At 68.6% G+C, this 17,116-nt stretch carries 14 protein-coding genes; 7 read left to right on the top strand and 7 right to left on the bottom strand.

Annotation, left to right across the window (positions count from 1 at the left end):
- The first annotated feature begins 60 nt into the window (after positions 1–60).
- On the top strand, positions 61–1,110 hold the full coding sequence (locus ACE3PU_RS06420; RefSeq protein WP_374387833.1) for a mechanosensitive ion channel family protein: 1,050 nt from the start codon (positions 61–63) through the stop codon (positions 1,108–1,110).
- On the opposite strand, the gene hutH is transcribed toward ACE3PU_RS06420, so the two are convergent.
- From hutH to hutG, 4 genes are read right to left on the bottom strand one after another with little or no spacing between them, the layout of a single operon-like run.
- Positions 1,111–2,637: a histidine ammonia-lyase gene (gene hutH, locus ACE3PU_RS06415; protein ID WP_374387831.1), complete on the bottom strand. Its 1,527-nt coding sequence runs from the start codon at positions 2,635–2,637 to the stop codon at positions 1,111–1,113.
- A 47-nt stretch (positions 2,638–2,684) separates the two neighbouring features.
- A complete protein-coding gene (locus ACE3PU_RS06410) occupies positions 2,685–3,536 on the bottom strand; it encodes a bile acid:sodium symporter family protein (protein WP_374387829.1) in 852 nt (283 codons plus the stop codon).
- A 41-nt stretch (positions 3,537–3,577) separates the two neighbouring features.
- A complete protein-coding gene (gene hutU, locus ACE3PU_RS06405; protein WP_374387827.1) occupies positions 3,578–5,239 on the bottom strand; it encodes a urocanate hydratase in 1,662 nt (553 codons plus the stop codon).
- Positions 5,236–6,057, bottom strand: coding sequence for an N-formylglutamate deformylase (hutG, locus tag ACE3PU_RS06400; protein WP_374387824.1), 822 nt, complete (start codon positions 6,055–6,057; stop codon positions 5,236–5,238). Before hutG ends, hutU begins: the two co-directional genes overlap by 4 nt.
- A gap of 72 nt (positions 6,058–6,129) precedes the next feature.
- Here hutG and ACE3PU_RS06395 point away from each other — a divergent pair, with 72 nt between their 5' ends.
- Genes ACE3PU_RS06395 through ACE3PU_RS06380 form a run of 4 tightly spaced genes read left to right on the top strand, consistent with a single transcriptional unit; the run spans position 6,130 to position 11,021 of the window.
- Positions 6,130–7,506, top strand: a complete 1,377-nt coding sequence (locus tag ACE3PU_RS06395; RefSeq protein ID WP_374387822.1) for a formimidoylglutamate deiminase — start codon at positions 6,130–6,132, stop codon at positions 7,504–7,506.
- Positions 7,503–8,222, top strand: a complete 720-nt coding sequence (gene hutC, locus ACE3PU_RS06390) for a histidine utilization repressor (protein ID WP_374387820.1) — start codon at positions 7,503–7,505, stop codon at positions 8,220–8,222. The genes ACE3PU_RS06395 and hutC overlap by 4 nt, the downstream gene beginning before the upstream one ends.
- Positions 8,219–9,427: an imidazolonepropionase gene (gene hutI, locus ACE3PU_RS06385; protein WP_374387818.1), complete on the top strand. Its 1,209-nt coding sequence runs from the start codon at positions 8,219–8,221 to the stop codon at positions 9,425–9,427. The genes hutC and hutI overlap by 4 nt, the downstream gene beginning before the upstream one ends.
- A 10-nt stretch (positions 9,428–9,437) precedes the next feature.
- Positions 9,438–11,021, top strand: a complete 1,584-nt coding sequence (locus tag ACE3PU_RS06380) for a phytoene desaturase family protein (protein WP_374387816.1) — start codon at positions 9,438–9,440, stop codon at positions 11,019–11,021.
- On the opposite strand, the gene ACE3PU_RS06375 is transcribed toward ACE3PU_RS06380, so the two are convergent.
- Both ACE3PU_RS06375 and ACE3PU_RS06370 read right to left on the bottom strand, forming a co-directional pair.
- Positions 11,018–11,395 (bottom strand): response regulator, encoded by a 378-nt coding sequence (locus tag ACE3PU_RS06375; protein WP_374387814.1) that lies wholly within the window; start codon positions 11,393–11,395, stop codon positions 11,018–11,020. The genes ACE3PU_RS06380 and ACE3PU_RS06375 overlap by 4 nt on opposite strands.
- Positions 11,392–12,870 (bottom strand): HWE histidine kinase domain-containing protein, encoded by a 1,479-nt coding sequence (locus tag ACE3PU_RS06370; protein WP_374387812.1) that lies wholly within the window; start codon positions 12,868–12,870, stop codon positions 11,392–11,394. The genes ACE3PU_RS06375 and ACE3PU_RS06370 overlap by 4 nt, the downstream gene beginning before the upstream one ends.
- 143 nt (positions 12,871–13,013) lie before the next feature.
- Here ACE3PU_RS06370 and ACE3PU_RS06365 point away from each other — a divergent pair, with 143 nt between their 5' ends.
- The gene (locus ACE3PU_RS06365) at positions 13,014–14,540 is read left to right on the top strand and encodes a carboxylesterase/lipase family protein (RefSeq protein ID WP_374387810.1); all 1,527 of its coding nucleotides are present in this window, start codon (positions 13,014–13,016) and stop codon (positions 14,538–14,540) included.
- 6 nt (positions 14,541–14,546) lie between these two features.
- On the opposite strand, the gene gor is transcribed toward ACE3PU_RS06365, so the two are convergent.
- Positions 14,547–15,932, bottom strand: coding sequence for a glutathione-disulfide reductase (gor, locus tag ACE3PU_RS06360; protein WP_374387808.1), 1,386 nt, complete (start codon positions 15,930–15,932; stop codon positions 14,547–14,549).
- Between the two features lie 245 nt (positions 15,933–16,177).
- On the opposite strand from gor, the gene ACE3PU_RS06355 reads away from it, so the two are divergent.
- Positions 16,178–17,116, top strand: coding sequence for a hypothetical protein (locus tag ACE3PU_RS06355; RefSeq protein ID WP_374387806.1), 939 nt, complete (start codon positions 16,178–16,180; stop codon positions 17,114–17,116).

The following is a 17,116-nucleotide window of genomic DNA, read 5'->3' as shown; positions in this document are numbered from 1 at the left end:
TTGCGTCGCCGAGGCCGCCTCCCGCGGGAACCTTGACCGTTGGCCGAGCGCTGAATCAGCATGACTCAGATCCCGACGTCGCTCGGCCTCAACACACTGGAGCAATCGCAGGTCGCGCGGATCGCGGGGACGACGATCACCTTGGGCGGGCTGGTCAGCGCCGCCGTCATCCTGATCCTCGCGCTGGCCGCCAGCTGGCTGGTCACGCGGGCGCTCCGCCGGGTCCGCGAACGGGCCGACCGGACACGTCAGGCCGTCTATCTGCTGGAGCGGCTGACAGCCTACGGCATCATCGTGGTGGGCGTCATGGCCGCGATCTCGGCGGCGGGCGTGAACCTGTCATCCCTGACGGTCTTCGCCGGCGCGCTCGGCATCGGCGTGGGCCTGGGCCTGCAGGGGGTGGTCAAGGAGTTCGTGTCGGGCCTGTTCCTGATCTTCGACCGGATGGTCTCCGTCGGCGACTATATCGAGATCGAGGACATCGGCATTCGCGGCGCCATCATGGAAATCGGTCCGCGCGCCACCCGCGTTCGCACCAATGACAACGTCAATGTGCTGGTCCCCAACTCGCGCCTGATCGAGCAGCCTGTCACGAACTGGACGCTGAAGGGCGACACGCGACGCATTCATGTGCCCTTCTCCGTGGCCTACGGATCGGATCGCGGAAAGGTGCGCGACGCCGTGCTGTCCGCCGCAAGGGCCAGCCCCTTCACCTTGCCCGAGACCGAAACACGCAAAAGCCAGGTCTGGCTGGTGGCCTTTGGCGACAAGGGGCTGTCGTTCGAACTGCTGGTCTGGCCGACGCGCGAGGCGGTCAAGCGGCCGGCGGCCATGCATGCCGCCTATACCTGGCTCATCGCCGACGCCCTGGACGCCGCCGGGGTGGAAGTGCCCGTCTCTCAGACCGACATCCGTCTGCGCGCCGCCTTCGGCATGGAGGGCGAGGACGCGCTTCAGCGCCTCGGCTACGGCGTGCGTCCGGCGACGGGCGGTTTCCCGCAGCGCAGCGCCCCGACCGCCAACGACGCGGCCGACGACGTGATGGCCGCCGCGCGCGAGGAGATGAGCGAGGGCGAGCCGGACCCGCCCGCGGATCGGCAGGGGGGCTGATCAGGCCGAAGGCAGGATGGCTCTGGCGAAGGCGCGATACCGGCCCTCGCGCACGCCGTCGGTCGCGCGGGCGATGTCGGGGGCGAAATAGTGATCGCTGGCGTAGGGGGCGGCGGCCTCGCGCACGATCGCGAAGACCTGTTCCAGAGCGGGAGAACTGGCCAGCGGCCGGTGGAACTCCAGTCCCTGCGCCGCCGCCAGCAATTCGATGCCGACCACGGTCGCCGTGTTCTCGGCCATGTCCAGCAGACGACGGGCGCCGTGGGTGGCCATGGAGACGTGGTCTTCCTGGTTGGCGCTGGTCGGGACCGTATCGACGCTGCACGGATGCGCGACCATCCGGTTCTCGGCGACCAGGGCCGCCGCCGTCACCTGGGCGATCATGAAGCCCGAGTTCAGCCCACTCTCCCTCACCAGGAAGGCCGGCAGCTCGCTCATCTTGGGGTCGACCAGGATCGAGGTCCGACGTTCCGAGACGTTGCCGATCTCGCATAGGGCCATGGCGATCTGATCCGCAGCGAAAGCAACGGGTTCGGCGTGGAAGTTTCCGCCCGAGATGACGTCGCCGTCGTCGATGAAGACCAGCGGATTGTCGGTGACGGCGTTGGCTTCCCGCTCCAGCGTCGCCGCCGCGGACTGCATTAGGTCCAGCACAGCGCCCATGACCTGGGGCTGACAGCGCAGGGAATAGGGATCCTGCACCTTGGCGCAGTCGTCGCGATGACTGTCGCGGATGGCCGACCCCGCCATCAGTTCACGCAGGCGGGCGGCGACGGCGATCTGGCCCGGCTGGCCGCGCAGCGCGTGGATGCGCGGATCGAAGGGCGCGTCCGAGCCTTTCAGCGCATCCACCGAAAGGGCGCCGGCGGCGATCGCCGCCGCGAACACATCCTCGGTCGCGAACAGGCCGGCCAGCGCCAGGGCGGTCGAACACTGGGTGCCGTTCAGCAGCGCCAGGCCTTCCTTGGGGCCCAGGGTCAGGGGCTTCAGCCCCGCCTTCGCCAGCGCCGTCTCGGCGTCCAGCGTCTGGCCGTTCAGCCGCGCCTCGCCCACGCCGATCAGGACGCAGCTCATGTGCGCCAGCGGCGCCAGGTCGCCCGAGGCGCCGACCGATCCCTTCGACGGAATGCAGGGCAGGATCTCGGCGTTGACCAGCGCCAGCAGGGCCTCCAGCGTCTCGCGCCGAACGCCGGAGGCGCCCCGCGACAGGGACGCGATCTTCAGCACCATCAGCAGCCGCGTCACGGCGTCGGGCAGCAGCGGGCCCACGCCACAGGCGTGGCTGAGCACCAGATTGCGTTGCAGGGTCTCCAGATCGCCGGGCGCGATGGAGGTGTTGGCCAGCAGGCCAAAGCCGGTGTTGACGCCATAGACCGTGCGACCCTGGGCCACGATGTCGGCGATTACGGCTGCGCCCCTGTCGACGTCGGCCCATGCGGCGGGCGCCAGTTCGACGCTGACCGGACCATCAAGGACGGCGCGCAGCTGGGCGAGGGTGAGGGGGGATTGGCCGAGGATAAGGGTCATGTCTGTTTCTGCCTGTCCCTGAACGGGATCGGGAATCTGTGTGCGGCTCAGCCGGGCCGCCGCCGGGTGATCCATAGTCCGAACAGCGCCGCGATCGGGAACATCAGCACGCCGTACACGGCGGCCGGCAGCGACATCTCCGGCTGCTGAAGCACGCCTTGCGCGATCACGATGGCGAGGGTGGCGTTGTGGATGCCCACCTCGAAGGCGCTGGCGACGGCCTGGGGCCTGTCGATCTGCAGCAGGCGCGGAACCACATAGCCGACCGCCAGGCTCAGCACGCAGAACGTCGTGGCGACACCGCCCAGCAGAAGGACGTTCGACGCCAGAAGATCGAAGCTGCTGGCGACCGATCCCGCGATCACCAGGACCAGGATCACCACGGATGCGATGCGAACGGGCTTGTCCATGGCCGCGGCGAAGCCGGGCTTGAGCGCGCGGACGGTCATGCCCAGCGCCACTGGCGCCAGGACGATCAGGAACACCTCGAGCGTTTTCCTGAACTGCAGCCCCACGGACAGGTCGCCCGGCTGGAACCAGGCGATGGCCAGATTGGTGATGACCGGCAGGGTGACGACGGCGATGACGGAGTTGATCGCCGTCAGGGATATGTTCAGCGCCACATCGCCCCGGAAAAGGTGGCTGTAGAGGTTGGCCGTCGTGCCGCCGGGCGAAGCAGCCAGCAGCAGCATGCCGACGGCCAAGATGGGCGGCAAACGGAACAGAAGCACCAGCGCGAAACAGATCGTCGGCAGCAGGAGCAACTGGCAGCCCAGGGCGACGCCGGCCGCCCTGGGCCGTCTGGCGACGCGCGCGAAGTCGGCGGGGGTCAGGTCCAGCCCGAGGCCAAACATGATGATCCCCAGGGCCAGAGGCAGGGCGACGGCGGCGAATTCCATGCAGCGTCCTCAGAGTTGCGAAGGCGAACCGGCCCGTTCGGTCAGGTGAGGCTCGGCAGGGTCAGGCCGTGCTCGCGCGCGGCCTGGCGGGCGATGTCGTAGCCGGCGTCGGCATGGCGCATGACCCCAGTCGCCGGGTCGTTCCAAAGAACGCGCTCCAGGCGCGCCGCCGCCTCGGGCGTGCCGTCGGCGACGATGACGACGCCTGAATGCTGGGAATAGCCCATGCCGACCCCGCCGCCGTGGTGCAGCGACACCCAGCTGGCGCCGGACGCCGTGTTCAGCAGGGCGTTCAGCAGGGGCCAGTCGGACACGGCGTCGGACCCGTCCATCATCGCCTCTGTCTCGCGGTTCGGACTGGCCACCGAGCCGCTGTCCAGGTGATCGCGGCCGATGACGATCGGACCGGAGAGTTCGCCGGACGCCACCATGTCGTTGAACATCAGACCGGCGCGGTGGCGATCACCCAAACCGATCCAGCAAATTCGCGCCGGAAGTCCTTGAAAAGCTATGCGTTCGCCCGCCATGTCCAGCCAGCGGTGAAGGCCGGCGTTGTCGGGAAACAGCCGCTTCATAGCCGCGTCCGTCTTGCGGATGTCGTCTGGATCGCCGGTCAGGGCGGCCCAGCGGAACGGCCCGATGCCGCGGCAGAACAGCGGGCGGATGTAGGCCGGGACGAAGCCGGGGAAGTCGAAGGCGTTATGGACGCCCTGGTCGAAGGCGACCTGACGGATGTTGTTGCCATAGTCGACGACGGGGACGCCGGCCTTCTGGAAATCAAGCATCGCCTGGACGTGGACGGCGCAGGACCGCCGGGCGGCGGCCTCGACGGCTGCGGGATCGGACTGGCGCCTGTCTTCCCATTCCGCGACGGTCCAGCCGGCCGGAAGATAGCCGTTCACCAGATCGTGGGCGCTGGTCTGATCCGTCACCAGATCGGGCCGCACGCCGCGCTTCACAAGTTCAGGCAGGATATCAGCCGCATTTCCCAACAGGCCGACAGATATCGGTTTTCCGACCCGGTTCGCGTCTTCGATCAAACCCAGCGCCTGATCCAGCGTCTCGGCCATGACATCGAGGTAGCGGGTCTTCAGCCGCATCTCGATGCGGCTGCGCTGGCATTCCACCGCCAGGCAGGACGCCCCGGCCATGGTGGCCGCCAGCGTCTGGGCTCCGCCCATGCCGCCCAGGCCCGCCGTCAGGATCCATTTGCTCGACCAGTCGCCGCCATGATGCTGGCGACCGGCCTCCATGAAGGTCTCGTAGGTGCCTTGGACGATGCCCTGCGTGCCGATGTAGATCCACGACCCGGCCGTCATCTGGCCGTACATCATCAGCCCCTTGCGATCGAGCTCGTTGAAATGCTCCCAGGTCGCCCACTTGGGCACCAGGTTGGAGTTGGCGATCAGCACGCGCGGCGCGTCGGCATGGGTGCGGAAAACGCCCACGGGCTTGCCGGACTGGACCAGCAGGGTCTCTTCCGCCCCCAGATCCTTCAGGGTCTCCACGATCCGGTCAAAGGCGGTCCAGTCGCGCGCCGCCTTGCCGATGCCGCCATAGACGACCAGATCCTGCGGCCGCTCGGCCACCTCGGGGTCCAGGTTGTTCATCAGCATCCGCATGGCCGCCTCGGCGGCCCAGGTGCGGGCGGTCTTCTCCGGGCCGCGCGGGCTGCGGACGATACGGGCGTTCGGGGCGTTCATCGTTGGCTTTCCGCAAAGGCGATGCAGGCGGTCAGAATCCGGCGCAGGTTTCGGCGCATTGGTTCGGCGTGCTGGGGCTTATAGGCGCTGGGCCAGTTGTCGGGCGTGACCGGGCCGGCGGGATCGGCCATGTAGCCCCGGTCCGCCAGCTCCATCTGAATGGCGTGGACGCCGGCCTCCGGGCGACCATAGTGACGGGTGGTCCAGCCCCCCTTGAACCGGCCGTTGGTCACCTGGCTCAAACCGCTGTCGGCGCAGGCCGTCTCGAGCGCGCGCGTGAGTTCGGTGGCGCAGGTCGCGCCCCCGTTGTCGCCGATATTGAACTGCGGCAGCTCGCCCTCGAACAGACGCGGCACGACCGAGCGGATCGAGTGGGCGTCATACAGGACGACCGGCCCGCCTTTGCGCAGTCGCTCGATCTGGTGCAGCAGGGCGGCGTGATAGGGGTCGAACCACAGCGTCCGCCTTTCCTCGATCTCGGCGGAGTCGGGTTGCTCTCCGTCGCGATACAGCGGCTCGCCGTCGAAGGTCTCGGTCGGGCAAAGGCTGGTCGTCGTCATGCCGGGGTAGAGCGAGACGCCGGAGGGATCGCGATTGACGTCGATCACGCTGCGCGACACGCCGGTGCGCACCAGGGTGGCGCCCATCTCCGCAGCGAAATCATACAGCCGGTCCACCCACCAGTCCGCATCCTTGCGCGCCAGCCACGGCGAGGTCATCCGCGCTTCGATGGCCTGGGGAATGTCGGTTCCAGTGTGCGGAAGGCCGATCACAAGCGGAGCCGAGCCCTCGTGGATGGTCAGCCAGTCCTGCGTCATCGGCCTCCCTCGCCAAATCGATCCACCGTGGTATGTCTAGACATATTGATCTTAACCGTCAGGGACTGTCCAGTGACGACGAAGCCGCAGCCTGTGGATCGCACTCTGTGGTTCGAGACGGCCCTTCTGCCCGACGGCTGGGCGCGCGACGTCCGGATCGGCGTGGCGCAGGGTCGGATCGCGCGGATCGAGACGGGCGTCGCCCGCGCCGCCGGGGACGAGGGCGGCGGGGTCGCCCTGCCGGGCGTCGCCAATGTCCATAGCCACGCCTTCCAGCGCGCCATGGCCGGGCTGACCGAGGCGCGCGGCCCGGCGGACGACGACTTCTGGACCTGGCGCGCGCTGATGTACCGATTCCTCGATCGCGGCGGGCCGGAGGAGATCGAGGCCATCGCCGCCCTGGCCTTCATCGAGATGCTGGAGGGCGGCTTCACCCGCGTCGCCGAGTTCCACTACCTGCACAATGACCCCGCCGGCGTCGCCTATGCCGACCGTGCCGAAATCGCCTCCCGCATCGTGGCGGCGGCGGCCGAGACGGGGATCGGCCTGACGCTGCTGCCGGTGTTCTATGCTCATTCCGGATTCGGCGGGCAGGCGCCGGCGCACGGGCAGCGGCGTTTCATCAGCGACCTGGACGGGTTCGCCGAACTGGTCGCCAGAGGCAAGGCGTTGACGGGCGGCCTGACGGACGCCGTCGTCGGCGTCGCCCCCCACAGTCTGCGGGCGGTCACCCCGGAACAGCTGGCGGCCGTGCCGGCGCTGGCCGGCGGCGGCCCCATCCACATCCATGTGGCCGAGCAGACGCGTGAGGTCGAGCACTGCCTGGCCTGGTCGGGCGCAAGGCCGGTCGAATGGCTGCTGGCCAATGCGCCCGTCGATCCGCGCTGGAGCCTGATCCACGCCACGCACGTGACAGAGGCCGAGCGCCGCGAGGTCGCCCGCCGTGAAGCCGTGGTCGGACTGTGCCCGATCACAGAGGCTAATCTGGGCGACGGAATCTTCCCGGCGGCGCACCTCGTGGCCGACGGCGGCCGGTTCGGCGTGGGAACGGACTCCAACGTGCAGATCGGCCTGGCCGAGGAACTGCGGATGCTGGAATACAGCCAGCGTTTGTCGCGGCGAGGACGCGCCCTGATGGCGGATGCGCAGCGATCGACGGGGCGCGCCCTGTTCGACAGCGCGCTCAGGGGCGGCGGCCAGGCGAGCGGCGTCGAGGGCGGCTTGTCGGTGGGACGATCCGCCGACATCGTCAGTCTGGACGCCGGCCGCGCGGCCTTCGCGGATCGCGTCGGCGACGCCATTCTGGACAGCTGGATCTTCGCCGCCCCGACGGGTTCGGTCGCATCCGTCTGGCGCGCCGGGCGGCAGGTGGTGAAGGACGGCCGTCACCTCGCCCGCGACGCCGTCGAGGCCCGCTATCGCCAGGCGCTGGCGGCGGTGCTTGGATGAGGGACGCCGTCGAGCCGCTTCATCGCCGCATCTACGCCGATCTGGAGGGGCGCATATTGTCGGGCGACTGGGCGCCCGGGGACCGCATTCCCTTCGAGCACGAACTGACGGCGCGGTATGGCTGTTCCCGCATGACGGTGAACAAGGCCATCTCTGAGCTGGCCGAACGGGGGCTGGTCACCCGACGCCGTCGCGCGGGGACCTTCGTCGCCCAACCCCGGGCGCACGCCGCCGTCCTGGCCATTCCCGACCTGAGGGCCGAGGTGCTGGAGCGGGGCCAGAGCTACGGCTACGCCCTTCTTGAACGCACCGAGCGTCCGGCGACGACGGCGGACGAGACCGACTTGGCGGCCGGCGGCCTGCTGCTCGGATTGACCTGCCTGCACAGCGCCGACGGCCTGCCTCTGGCGCTGGAGCGTCGACTGATCGCGCTGGCGGCCGCGCCGGAAGCGATAAACGTCGATTTTCATACGGTTCCGCCAGGAAGCTGGCTTCTGGACTTCGCGCCCTGGACCCAGGCCGAGAACCGCATCTCGGCCGTCGAGGCCGACGCCCGCGAGGCGCGCCTGCTGGGACTGAAGACGGGCGCAGCCTGCCTGTGCGTCGAGCGGCGGACATGGAGGGACGGGCAGGGCGTGACGCGGGTCTCGCAGACCTTCCCCGGCGACCGCTATGATCTGGTCGCCCGCTTCTCCTCGCGCGAGGATCGCCGATGACCGCCGACCGTCTGCTGACCGACTGCCACGTCGCCACCATGAGCGAGGGCGGCGCGGCCTATGGCGCGATCGAGGACGCGGCCATTCTCATCCGCGACGGTCGGATCGCCTGGGTCGGGCCGCGCGACCAGCGGCCTGCAGGCGATGGCGTGGAGACCGAAAGATTGGGCGGGCGCTGGGTGACGCCCGGTCTGATCGACTGCCACACCCATCTGGTCTTCGGCGGCGATCGCGCCGGTGAATTCGAGCAACGACTGGGCGGGGCGACCTATGAAGACATCGCCCGTGCAGGCGGCGGCATCGTCTCGTCCGTGCGCGCGACACGGGCGGCTTCGGAGGCGGACCTGTTCGCCTCGGCCATGACCCGGCTTGAGGGACTGACCGGCACCGGCGTCACGACGGTCGAGATCAAGTCCGGCTATGGCCTGGATCTCGAGACGGAGCTGAAGATGTTGCGCGTGGCCCGGCGGATCGGCCGGGAAGGGCGCGTGCGGGTCCGCACCAGCTATCTGGGCCTTCACGCGGTCCCGCCAGAGCATCGGGACGATCGCGCCGCCTATGTGGACAAGGCTGTGGATGAAATCCTGCCCGCGGCCCATGCCGAGGGGCTGGTCGACGCCGTGGACGCCTACTGCGAGCCCATCGCCTTTTCGGAGCAGGAGGTCGCGCGCCTGTTCGACAAGGCGGCGAGCCTGGGGCTGCCGGTGAAGCTGCACGCCGATCAGCTGTCGGACAGCGGCGGCGCCGCGCTGGCGGCGCGATACGGCGCGCTTTCGGCCGATCACATCGAACATGCGACGGAGGCGGGCGTGGCGGCCATGGCCGAGGCCGGCGTGGTCGCGGTCCTGCTGCCGGGCGCCTTCCTGATGCTGCGAGAGACCCAGGCGCCGCCGGTCGAGCTGTTGCGCAGGCACGGGGTCGCGATGGCCGTGGCGACCGACTGCAATCCCGGCACCTCGCCGCTGGCGTCGATGACTACGGCGCTGAACCTCGCCTGCGTGCAGTTCCGCCTGACGCCGGAAGAGGCGCTGGCGGGCGCCACCCGAAACGCCGCCAAGGCGCTGGGTCTGGCGCAGCACGGAGTGATCGCGCCCGGCGCTGTCGCCGACCTGGCGGTGTGGGATGTCGCCCGGCCTGCCGAACTGTCGTACTGGCTGGGCAGGCCGCTGTTGCATCGGCGCTATCTCGCCGGCGCGCCGGCCTGACGGAGGGGCCATGGCGAAGACCAAGACCGATGTCGTCATCCTGGGCGGCGGACACAACGGACTGGTGTGCGCCTTTTATCTGGCGCGGGCGGGCCTGAAGGTCGTGGTGCTGGAGCGGCGGGCGGTCGTCGGCGGCGCCGCAGTCACCGAGGAGTTCCATCCCGGGTTTCGCAACTCCACCGCCAGCTACACCGTCAGCCTGCTCAATCCCAGGATCATCGCCGACATGGCGTTGGCGCGGCACGGGCTGCGCGTCGTCGAGCGCCGCATGGCGAACTTTCTGCCCCTGCCGGACGGGCGCGCCCTGGCGGCGGGGGAGGGGCGCACCAAGGCCGAGGTGGCGCGCTTTTCAGCCCGCGACGCCGAGCGACTGGACGCCTACGAAAGACGGCTGGAGACCGTCGCCTCGATCCTGCGCGGCCTAATCCTTACCGCGCCGCCGAACATGTCCGACGGCGGCTGGATCGCCGCCCTGCCCGAGATGCTGAAGGCGGGCGCAGTCGGGTGTCGCGTCGCTGCGCTTGACGTGACCGGGCGGCGCGATCTGCTGGACCTGTTCACCAAGTCGGCCGGCGATTGGCTGGACGGCTGGTTCGAGAGCGATCCCATCAAGGCGCTGTTCGGCTTCGACAGCGTCGTCGGCAACTACGCCAGCCCCTACACGCCGGGCTCGGCCTATGTGTTGCTTCATCACGTCTTTGGCGAGGTGAACGGCCGCCGCGGCGCTTGGGGCCACGCCATCGGCGGCATGGGGGCCATCACGCAGGCCATGGCCGGGGCGTGCGCCGAGGCAGGCGTCGAGCTGCGGCTGGAGGCGCCGGTCGTCGAAGTGCTGACCGAGAAGGGCCGGGCGGTCGGGGCCGCGACGGAAGCGGGCGATGTGGTCAGGGCGCGCGCGGTCGTTTCAAACCTGCATCCGCGCCTGCTGTTCGATCGGCTGGTCGACAGGGCGGCGGCGCCCGCCGACTTCCTCGAGCGGATCGGTCGCTATGCGTCGGGGTCTGGGACGTTCCGGATGAACGTGGCGCTGTCGGAACTGCCGCGCTTCACCGCCCATCCGGAGCCCGGGGATCACCTGACGGCGGGGATCATCGTCGCGCCGAGCCTGGCCTATATGGATCGCGCCCATGCGGAGGCGCGGCTGAACGGCTGGTCATCCCAGCCGATCGTCGAGATGCTGATACCCTCCACGCTGGACGACAGCCTGGCGCCGCCCGGCGGGCACGTCGCCAGCCTGTTCTGCCAGCATGTCGCGCCGGACCTCGCCGACCAGCACCGCGACACCGTCGGCGACCTGATGATCGACACCATCGACGCGCATGCTCCGGGCTTCAAGGCCTCGGTCGTGGGACGCCTGGCGCTGGGACCCCGGGACCTGGAGCGCCGGTTCGGCCTGGTCGGCGGCGACATCTTCCACGGGCGGCTGACCCTCGACCAGCTGTTCAGCGCGCGTCCGGTGCTGGGCCACGCCGATCACCGCATGCCGGTGCCGGGCCTTTATCTGTGTGGGTCAGGCGCCCATCCGGGCGGCGGCGTGACCGGGGCGCCGGGCCACAACGCCGCGCGGGCCGTCCTGAAAGACCTGAAGCGTTAGACCTCGGCCACGCCCATCGCCTTCATCAAGGCGTCGCGCACGGCGGCCTCGGTGAAGGGCTTCTGGATGGTCGGATTGCCGCGCCACTCGTCGGGCAGACCGCCTTCGCCGTAGCCGGTGGAGAAGACGAAGGGCACGCCCCGCGCCTTCAGCGCCTGGGCGACGGGAAAGACCTGGCGGCCCGCGACGTTGACGTCGAGCAGGGCGGCGTCCAGTTCGGCCTCGTCCCGGGCCAGGGCGGCGCCCTCGTCGATATTGGCCGCCGGGCCCACGGGCGTGCAGCCCATGTCTTCCAGGATCGTCTCAAGCAGCATCGCCACCAGGGATTCGTCCTCGACGATGAGAACGCGCCTTCCATTCAGGGGCTGGGTCATCGCATTTGGTCCCTGTCCAGCGGAACATTCAGTTCCGCGATCAATCCATCGGCGGCGTAGACCAGATCGATCTCCCCCGCCAGATCATGCCGAATGTTTCGTTCGATCAATCGACTGCCGAAACCTTTTCGATCGGGCTCCGAAACGGCCGGGCCGCCAATCTCCCGCCAGGTCAGCCGGAGTCGGGGCGAGCGCTGGTCCGCCAGCGTCCAGTCCACCATCACGCGACCCTCGGGAGCCGCCAGGGCGCCGTACTTGGCCGCATTGGTGGCCAGCTCGTGAAAGATCATGCCCAGCGAAAGCGCCATCGCCGGCTCCAGCGCCACCGGCGGACCATTCAGGCTCATGCGCAATGGGCCGAACGCCTCGGTTTCGTGCTCCAGGATGGCGCGCAGGTCGGCGCCTTCCCAATGGCTGCGCGTCAACAGGTTGTGCGTGTGCGACAGGGCCATGATCCGCGACTGGAAGGCCTCGGCGAACGTTGCGGGGTCGGCGTGCGAGCGGGCCGTCTGGATCGCGATGGACTGGACGGTCGCCAGCGTATTCTTCACCCGATGGTTCAACTCGTCGATCATCAGCTTCTGACGCTCGGCCGAGAGGACGTTCTCGGTGACGTCGTGGCCCTGAACGAATATGCCGACCACCGCTCCGTCCTCGTTGCGGATCGGCTGGTAGATGAAGTTGAGATAGAGGTCTTCCAGCGGCCCCTCGGGGCGGCGCTGCAACTGCACCCGGCTTTCCTGGCCCTCATAGGCTTCGCCCGTGGCGAACACCTCGTCGAGGAACTCGTAGAAGCCTTGTCCCGCCAACTCGGGCAGGGCGTCGCGGATCGCCATGCCCGACACGTCGCGCCGGCCGATCAGTTGCTGGTAGGCCGCGTTGTACATCTGGAAGACGTGGCGGGGGCCCGACAGGATCGCCACAAATCCCGGCGCCTGCATGAACATCTCGACCAGACGGTTCCGCTCGCGTTCGAGGCGAAGATTGTCTTCCTGCACCACCTTGGCGCGGCGCAGCACAGCGCCGCCCACGATGGCGTCCAGCGCGCTGACCGGCTCGGCCGTATCCGCGGGGGTGCGCTTCAGATCCGTCACATCCATCGTGTGCTGGAGCAGGTAGATCACCTCGCCGTCGGCGTTGAGGATCGGCGTGTGCGTGGCGCTCCACAACCGGTCTTCGAACGTCTGGACGCCGTCTGCGCCGGTGCGCGCGATGGAGAAGCTCACCATCGCGAGATGATCGGTCTGCCGGGTGTCGCGGGCCTTTTCCAGCGAGGCCTTGACCCGCCGGACGTTCTCGGGCGCGTCCCCGCTGGGCCCAGAGTCGAAAGCCGCGAACAGCGACCGGCCGATAATCTCGTTATGTCGGGACGAGGTGACGTCCAGATAAGCGCGATTGGCGCCGACGATCGTCAGATCGGGCGTCATCACGACGTAAGGGTTGGGTGAAGCTTCAAAAGCCGCCGCGAGGTCCACGGCGGGCGGTGAATGTATTTTAGAATCGATCAATGCACGTCCCCAAGCGCCTCAGCTAACGCACGTGATGCAAAAAGGTTCGCGACCGACGAAAGCGGCGGCATCATTGTTGGCGTGTCGGAAGAATTTGCTAAGCACGGGGCATGACTTTCGTAGGCGCATTCGCCACCCTGGCCCTGATGGCGGGCCAGGTGGACACGCAGCAGCATGCCGAGGCGCGCCTGAGCCAGGGCGTGCTGGCGGGCCGCGTGGAGGACACGGTCGCCTCGTACCGGAACATTCCCTATGCGGCGCCGCCGGTCGGGCCGTTGCGCTGGCGGCCGCCGCAGCCGCCGACCGCGTGGACGGGCCGGCGCGACGCCACCGCCTATGGCGCGATCTGCATCCAGCCGCCGGCCAATGGCGATCCCGGCGTCGGTCCCCCGCCGATGAGCGAGGATTGCCTGAACCTGAACGTCTGGACGACGCAGCAGACCGGCGCGCGCGCGCCGGTCATGGTGTGGATCCACGGCGGGGCGCTGATCAACGGCTCCGGCACGGCGGCGCTCTACGAAGGCGACGACCTTGCGAGGCGCGGCGTCGTGGTGGTGACGCTGAACTACCGGCTGGGCCGGCTGGGCTTCTTTGATCACCCGGCGCTGGCGGCGGAGCGGCCCGCGGAAGAAGCGGCGGGGAACTACGGCGTGATGGACGTCATCGCGGCGCTGGAGTGGGTCAAGGCGAACATCGCGGCCTTCGGCGGCGATCCGGCCAACGTCACCGTGTTCGGCGAGTCGGCGGGCGGCGTTCTGGTGAACCGGCTGATGATCTCGCCCAAGGCGCGGGGCCTCTTCCACAAGGCGGTGGTCCAGTCGGGGCTGGGGCGGGAACTGCAGATTCCCCTCGATCGCAAGGGACCGGGCGGAAGCCCCTCGGCGCGGGAGCGAGGCCAGGCGTGGGGCGCCGCGGCGGGTCTGACCACCGCGGAGGCCCTGCGCGCCGCGCCGCCGGAAACCTTCCTGGGACCGGCGCCCTCTTTCGCCAACGGCGACCTGAACCTGATCGACGGCGTGGTCGTGCCGGATCGGGTCGAGGCGGTGTTCCGGGCCGGCGGCCAGGCGCCCGTGCCCTATGTCATCGGCACCAACAGCGCCGAGTTCTGGTGGATCAAACCGACGGACCGATCGGGCTATGGCCTGATCGACGACGACATGACCTGGCTGGAGCGGGCCGAGGCGGTTCAGGCCTACGGCGGGATCCAGGGTTTCGACGCCCAGGTGGTGACGGACCTGGTCTTCACGGAGCCGGCGCGGAACCTGGCCCGGCTGCACGCGGCGGCGGGTCATCCTACCTACCTCTACCGCTTCGACGTGACGTCCACGGCGGGCCCGGAGCCTCACAACGGGGCCAGCCATGCGGTCGAGCGGCCCTATGTCTTCGGCAACCTGGGCATCCTGCCGTATCCGGTCGAGGAGCGGGACCGGCGGGCGTCCGAGGCCATGATGGGCTATTGGACCGCCTTCGCCCGTTCGGGAGATCCCGACGGACCGGGCCGCCCCGCCTGGCCCCGGGTGACGGGGAACGATCAACGGATCATGACCTTCGGCAACGAGGGACCGTTCGTCGCGCCGGCGCCGTTCTCGGCGCGCCTGGACATCCTGCAGCGGTTCCGGGAACGGGGGCGGCCCTGAACCGCCTCAGCCCGCGGCCATGTTCGCGGCGGACTGCTTCTCCTTCAGGGTGACCAGCTCCTCGGCCATGGTCGGGTGGACGGCGCAGGTGGCGTCCCACTGGCCCTTGGTCAGACCGGCCTTCACGGCGATGGCGGCCAGCTGAATCATCTCCGGGCTTTCGGGGCCGACGATGTGAACGCCGACGACGCGCTGGGTGTCGGCGTCGACCACCAGCTTCATCAAGACGCGTTCGTCAGATCCGGTGAAGGCGTACTTCATCGGCCGGAAGCGGGTCACATAGACGTCCACGCCCTTGGCGCAGCTGCGGCGCGCCTCGGCCTCGGTCAGGCCGACCACGCCGACGGGCGGCTGGCTGAAGACGGCGGTGGCGACGGCCTCGTAGTCGAAGTGCTGGGGATTGTCGCGATAGACGGTCTGGTGGAAGGCGACCGCCTCGCGGATGGCGACCGGCGTCAGGTTCATCCGGTCGGTCACGTCGCCGATGGCCCAGATGTTGTCGGCCGTGGTCTTGGAATAGGGATCGACCTTGATCGCGCCCTCGTCGTTCAGCTCGACCCCCGCGGCCTCCAGGCCCAGGTCCTTGACGTGCGGGATGCGGCCGGTGGCGAACATGACCACGTCCGTCTCCAGCTTCATGCCGTTTTCCAGATGGTTGACCAGGCCGGTCGCGGTCTTTTCGATTTTCTCGTGCTGGCAGCCTAGGATGACCTTGACGCCGCGCTTCTCGATCTCGCCGGCCAGGTGCGCGCGCACATCGTCGTCGAAGCCGCGCAGGATGTTGGGGCCGCGATAGATCAGGGTGGTTTCGACGCCCAGTCCGGCGAAGATGCCCGCGAACTCCACCGCGATATAGCCCCCGCCCGCGATCAGGATTCGCTTGGGCAGTTCGGGCAGATGGAAGGCCTCTTCCGAGGTGATGGCGTGCTCGACGCCCGGCAGGTCTTGCGGGACCCAGGGGCGTCCGCCGGTGGCGATCAGGATCTTCTCGGCCGTGATGGTGCGGTTCTTGCCGACGATCTCGACGGTGTGGGCGTCCTTGAGCACCGCCCGGCCGTGGACCAGCTCGACCCCGGCCTTGCCCAGATTGGCGGCGTAGATGCCGGACAGGCGGGCGATCTCGACATCCTTGGCCTCGAGAAACGCAGGCCAGTCGAACTTCGCGTTGTCGAACGACCAGCCGTAGCCTTCGGCGATCTCGAGCGCGTGGCTGACCTCGGAGGCCATGACCATGAACTTCTTGGGGACGCAGCCCCGGATCACGCAGGTGCCGCCGACGCGATACTCCTCGGCGACGGCGACCTTCTTGCCGTCCAGCGCGGTCAGCCGGGCGGCCCGCACACCGCCGGAGCCGGCGCCGATGACGAAGAGGTCGTAGTCGTAATCGGCCATCGGATGCTCCGGGGGTCAGACCGGGAAAAGAGAGTCTGAACCGTCTGAATAGTGTGAAATCCCGGCGCGCGCGCCGAAAAACACGGTGTGAATCGTCTGAATGGTGTGAACGCCGGGCGGCGAACCGCGAGGCCGACCGGACTTAGGCGCCGCCGAGCGTGGCGGCAAGGCGGGCGGCTTGCGGTCGTTTGACGGTAGTCGGGATCCGACCTAGGTTGTGTGGATCGCATTCACGGGAGGTGGCGATGTTGGCCGTTCTGCTGGCGACGCTGATCGGGCTGCAGCCCCTCCCGCCGCATGACGACGTTCCGCAACCCGATCCGGCGGCGGATTCGGCTGTGAGGCTTCAGGACGTCGAGGTCGTGGGTCGGCCGCTGGATGAGATGATCCGCAACTTCGTGGACGAGGTGGCGGCGCCCAACAGCGGGCGAGGCATCGCTCGTTGGAGCGAGTCAGTATGCGTTGGCGTTGCAAACCTTCAGGGCGAGCCGGCGCAGTACATCGTGGATCGCGTTTCCACGGTCGCAGAGGATATCGGATTGAAGCCGGGCGCTCCGGGATGCAGCCCCAATGTGCTGATCATCGCGTCGGCGGACGCCCAGGCCGCAGCGCAGCACCTGGTGGAGCGGCGTTCCAGGGCGTTCCGCATGGGCGGGCCGGGAATGGATCGCGGAGGCGCGGCCTTGCGAGCCTTTCAGGCGTCGGACAAACCCGTGCGTTGGTGGCAGGTGTCGATGCCGGTGGATTCCGAAACCGGCGCGCGTGCGGTACGCATTCCCGGAGAATGTCAGGCCCCCTGCGATAGCCCGTACGATTACGCGCCGGTAGTGAACGTTTTCGCCGCCTCCCGGCTCAGCACTCAAATCGTCGACGACATCTTCCGCACCATCGTCATCATAGACGTGGACCAGATCGCCAATGTGTCGATCCAGCAACTGGCGGATTATACGGCGATGGTCACCTTCGCTCAGATCGATCCTGAAGCGGATACGAGCGGCTACGCCTCCATTCTGAACGTGTTTGAGCAGCCGGAAGCCGCGATGTCGCTGACGGACTGGGACAAGGCCTATCTCGACGGCCTGTACTCCGCGGAACGGACGCGGAAGAATATGAGGGCCGGCCGCTCGGAGATCGTAAGCTCAATTCGGCGCGCACATGGGGCGCTTCGGGGTGAAGAAGATTGA

Origin of the sequence: Brevundimonas sp., from assembly GCF_041911375.1 — a bacterium.
Lineage (GTDB): Bacteria > Pseudomonadota > Alphaproteobacteria > Caulobacterales > Caulobacteraceae > Brevundimonas.
The sequence above is the reverse complement of the archived record's forward strand: the minus strand, read 5'-3'. Positions and strand labels throughout refer to the sequence as shown.

What these genes read in the sequence shown, in the direction of transcription:
- ACE3PU_RS06420 (WP_374387833.1), top strand. Translation starts at nt 61, where the DNA reads ATGACTCAGATCCCGACGTCGCTCGGCCTCAACACACTGGAGCAATCG.
- hutH (WP_374387831.1), bottom strand. Translation starts at nt 2,637, where the DNA reads ATGACCCTTATCCTCGGCCAATCCCCCCTCACCCTCGCCCAGCTGCGC.
- ACE3PU_RS06410 (WP_374387829.1), bottom strand. Translation starts at nt 3,536, where the DNA reads ATGGAATTCGCCGCCGTCGCCCTGCCTCTGGCCCTGGGGATCATCATG.
- hutU (WP_374387827.1), bottom strand. Translation starts at nt 5,239, where the DNA reads ATGAACGCCCCGAACGCCCGTATCGTCCGCAGCCCGCGCGGCCCGGAG.
- hutG (WP_374387824.1), bottom strand. Translation starts at nt 6,057, where the DNA reads ATGACGCAGGACTGGCTGACCATCCACGAGGGCTCGGCTCCGCTTGTG.
- hutC (WP_374387820.1), top strand. Translation starts at nt 7,503, where the DNA reads ATGAGGGACGCCGTCGAGCCGCTTCATCGCCGCATCTACGCCGATCTG.
- hutI (WP_374387818.1), top strand. Translation starts at nt 8,219, where the DNA reads ATGACCGCCGACCGTCTGCTGACCGACTGCCACGTCGCCACCATGAGC.
- ACE3PU_RS06380 (WP_374387816.1), top strand. Translation starts at nt 9,438, where the DNA reads ATGGCGAAGACCAAGACCGATGTCGTCATCCTGGGCGGCGGACACAAC.
- ACE3PU_RS06375 (WP_374387814.1), bottom strand. Translation starts at nt 11,395, where the DNA reads ATGACCCAGCCCCTGAATGGAAGGCGCGTTCTCATCGTCGAGGACGAA.
- ACE3PU_RS06365 (WP_374387810.1), top strand. Translation starts at nt 13,014, where the DNA reads ATGACTTTCGTAGGCGCATTCGCCACCCTGGCCCTGATGGCGGGCCAG.
- gor (WP_374387808.1), bottom strand. Translation starts at nt 15,932, where the DNA reads ATGGCCGATTACGACTACGACCTCTTCGTCATCGGCGCCGGCTCCGGC.
- ACE3PU_RS06355 (WP_374387806.1), top strand. Translation starts at nt 16,178, where the DNA reads ATGTTGGCCGTTCTGCTGGCGACGCTGATCGGGCTGCAGCCCCTCCCG.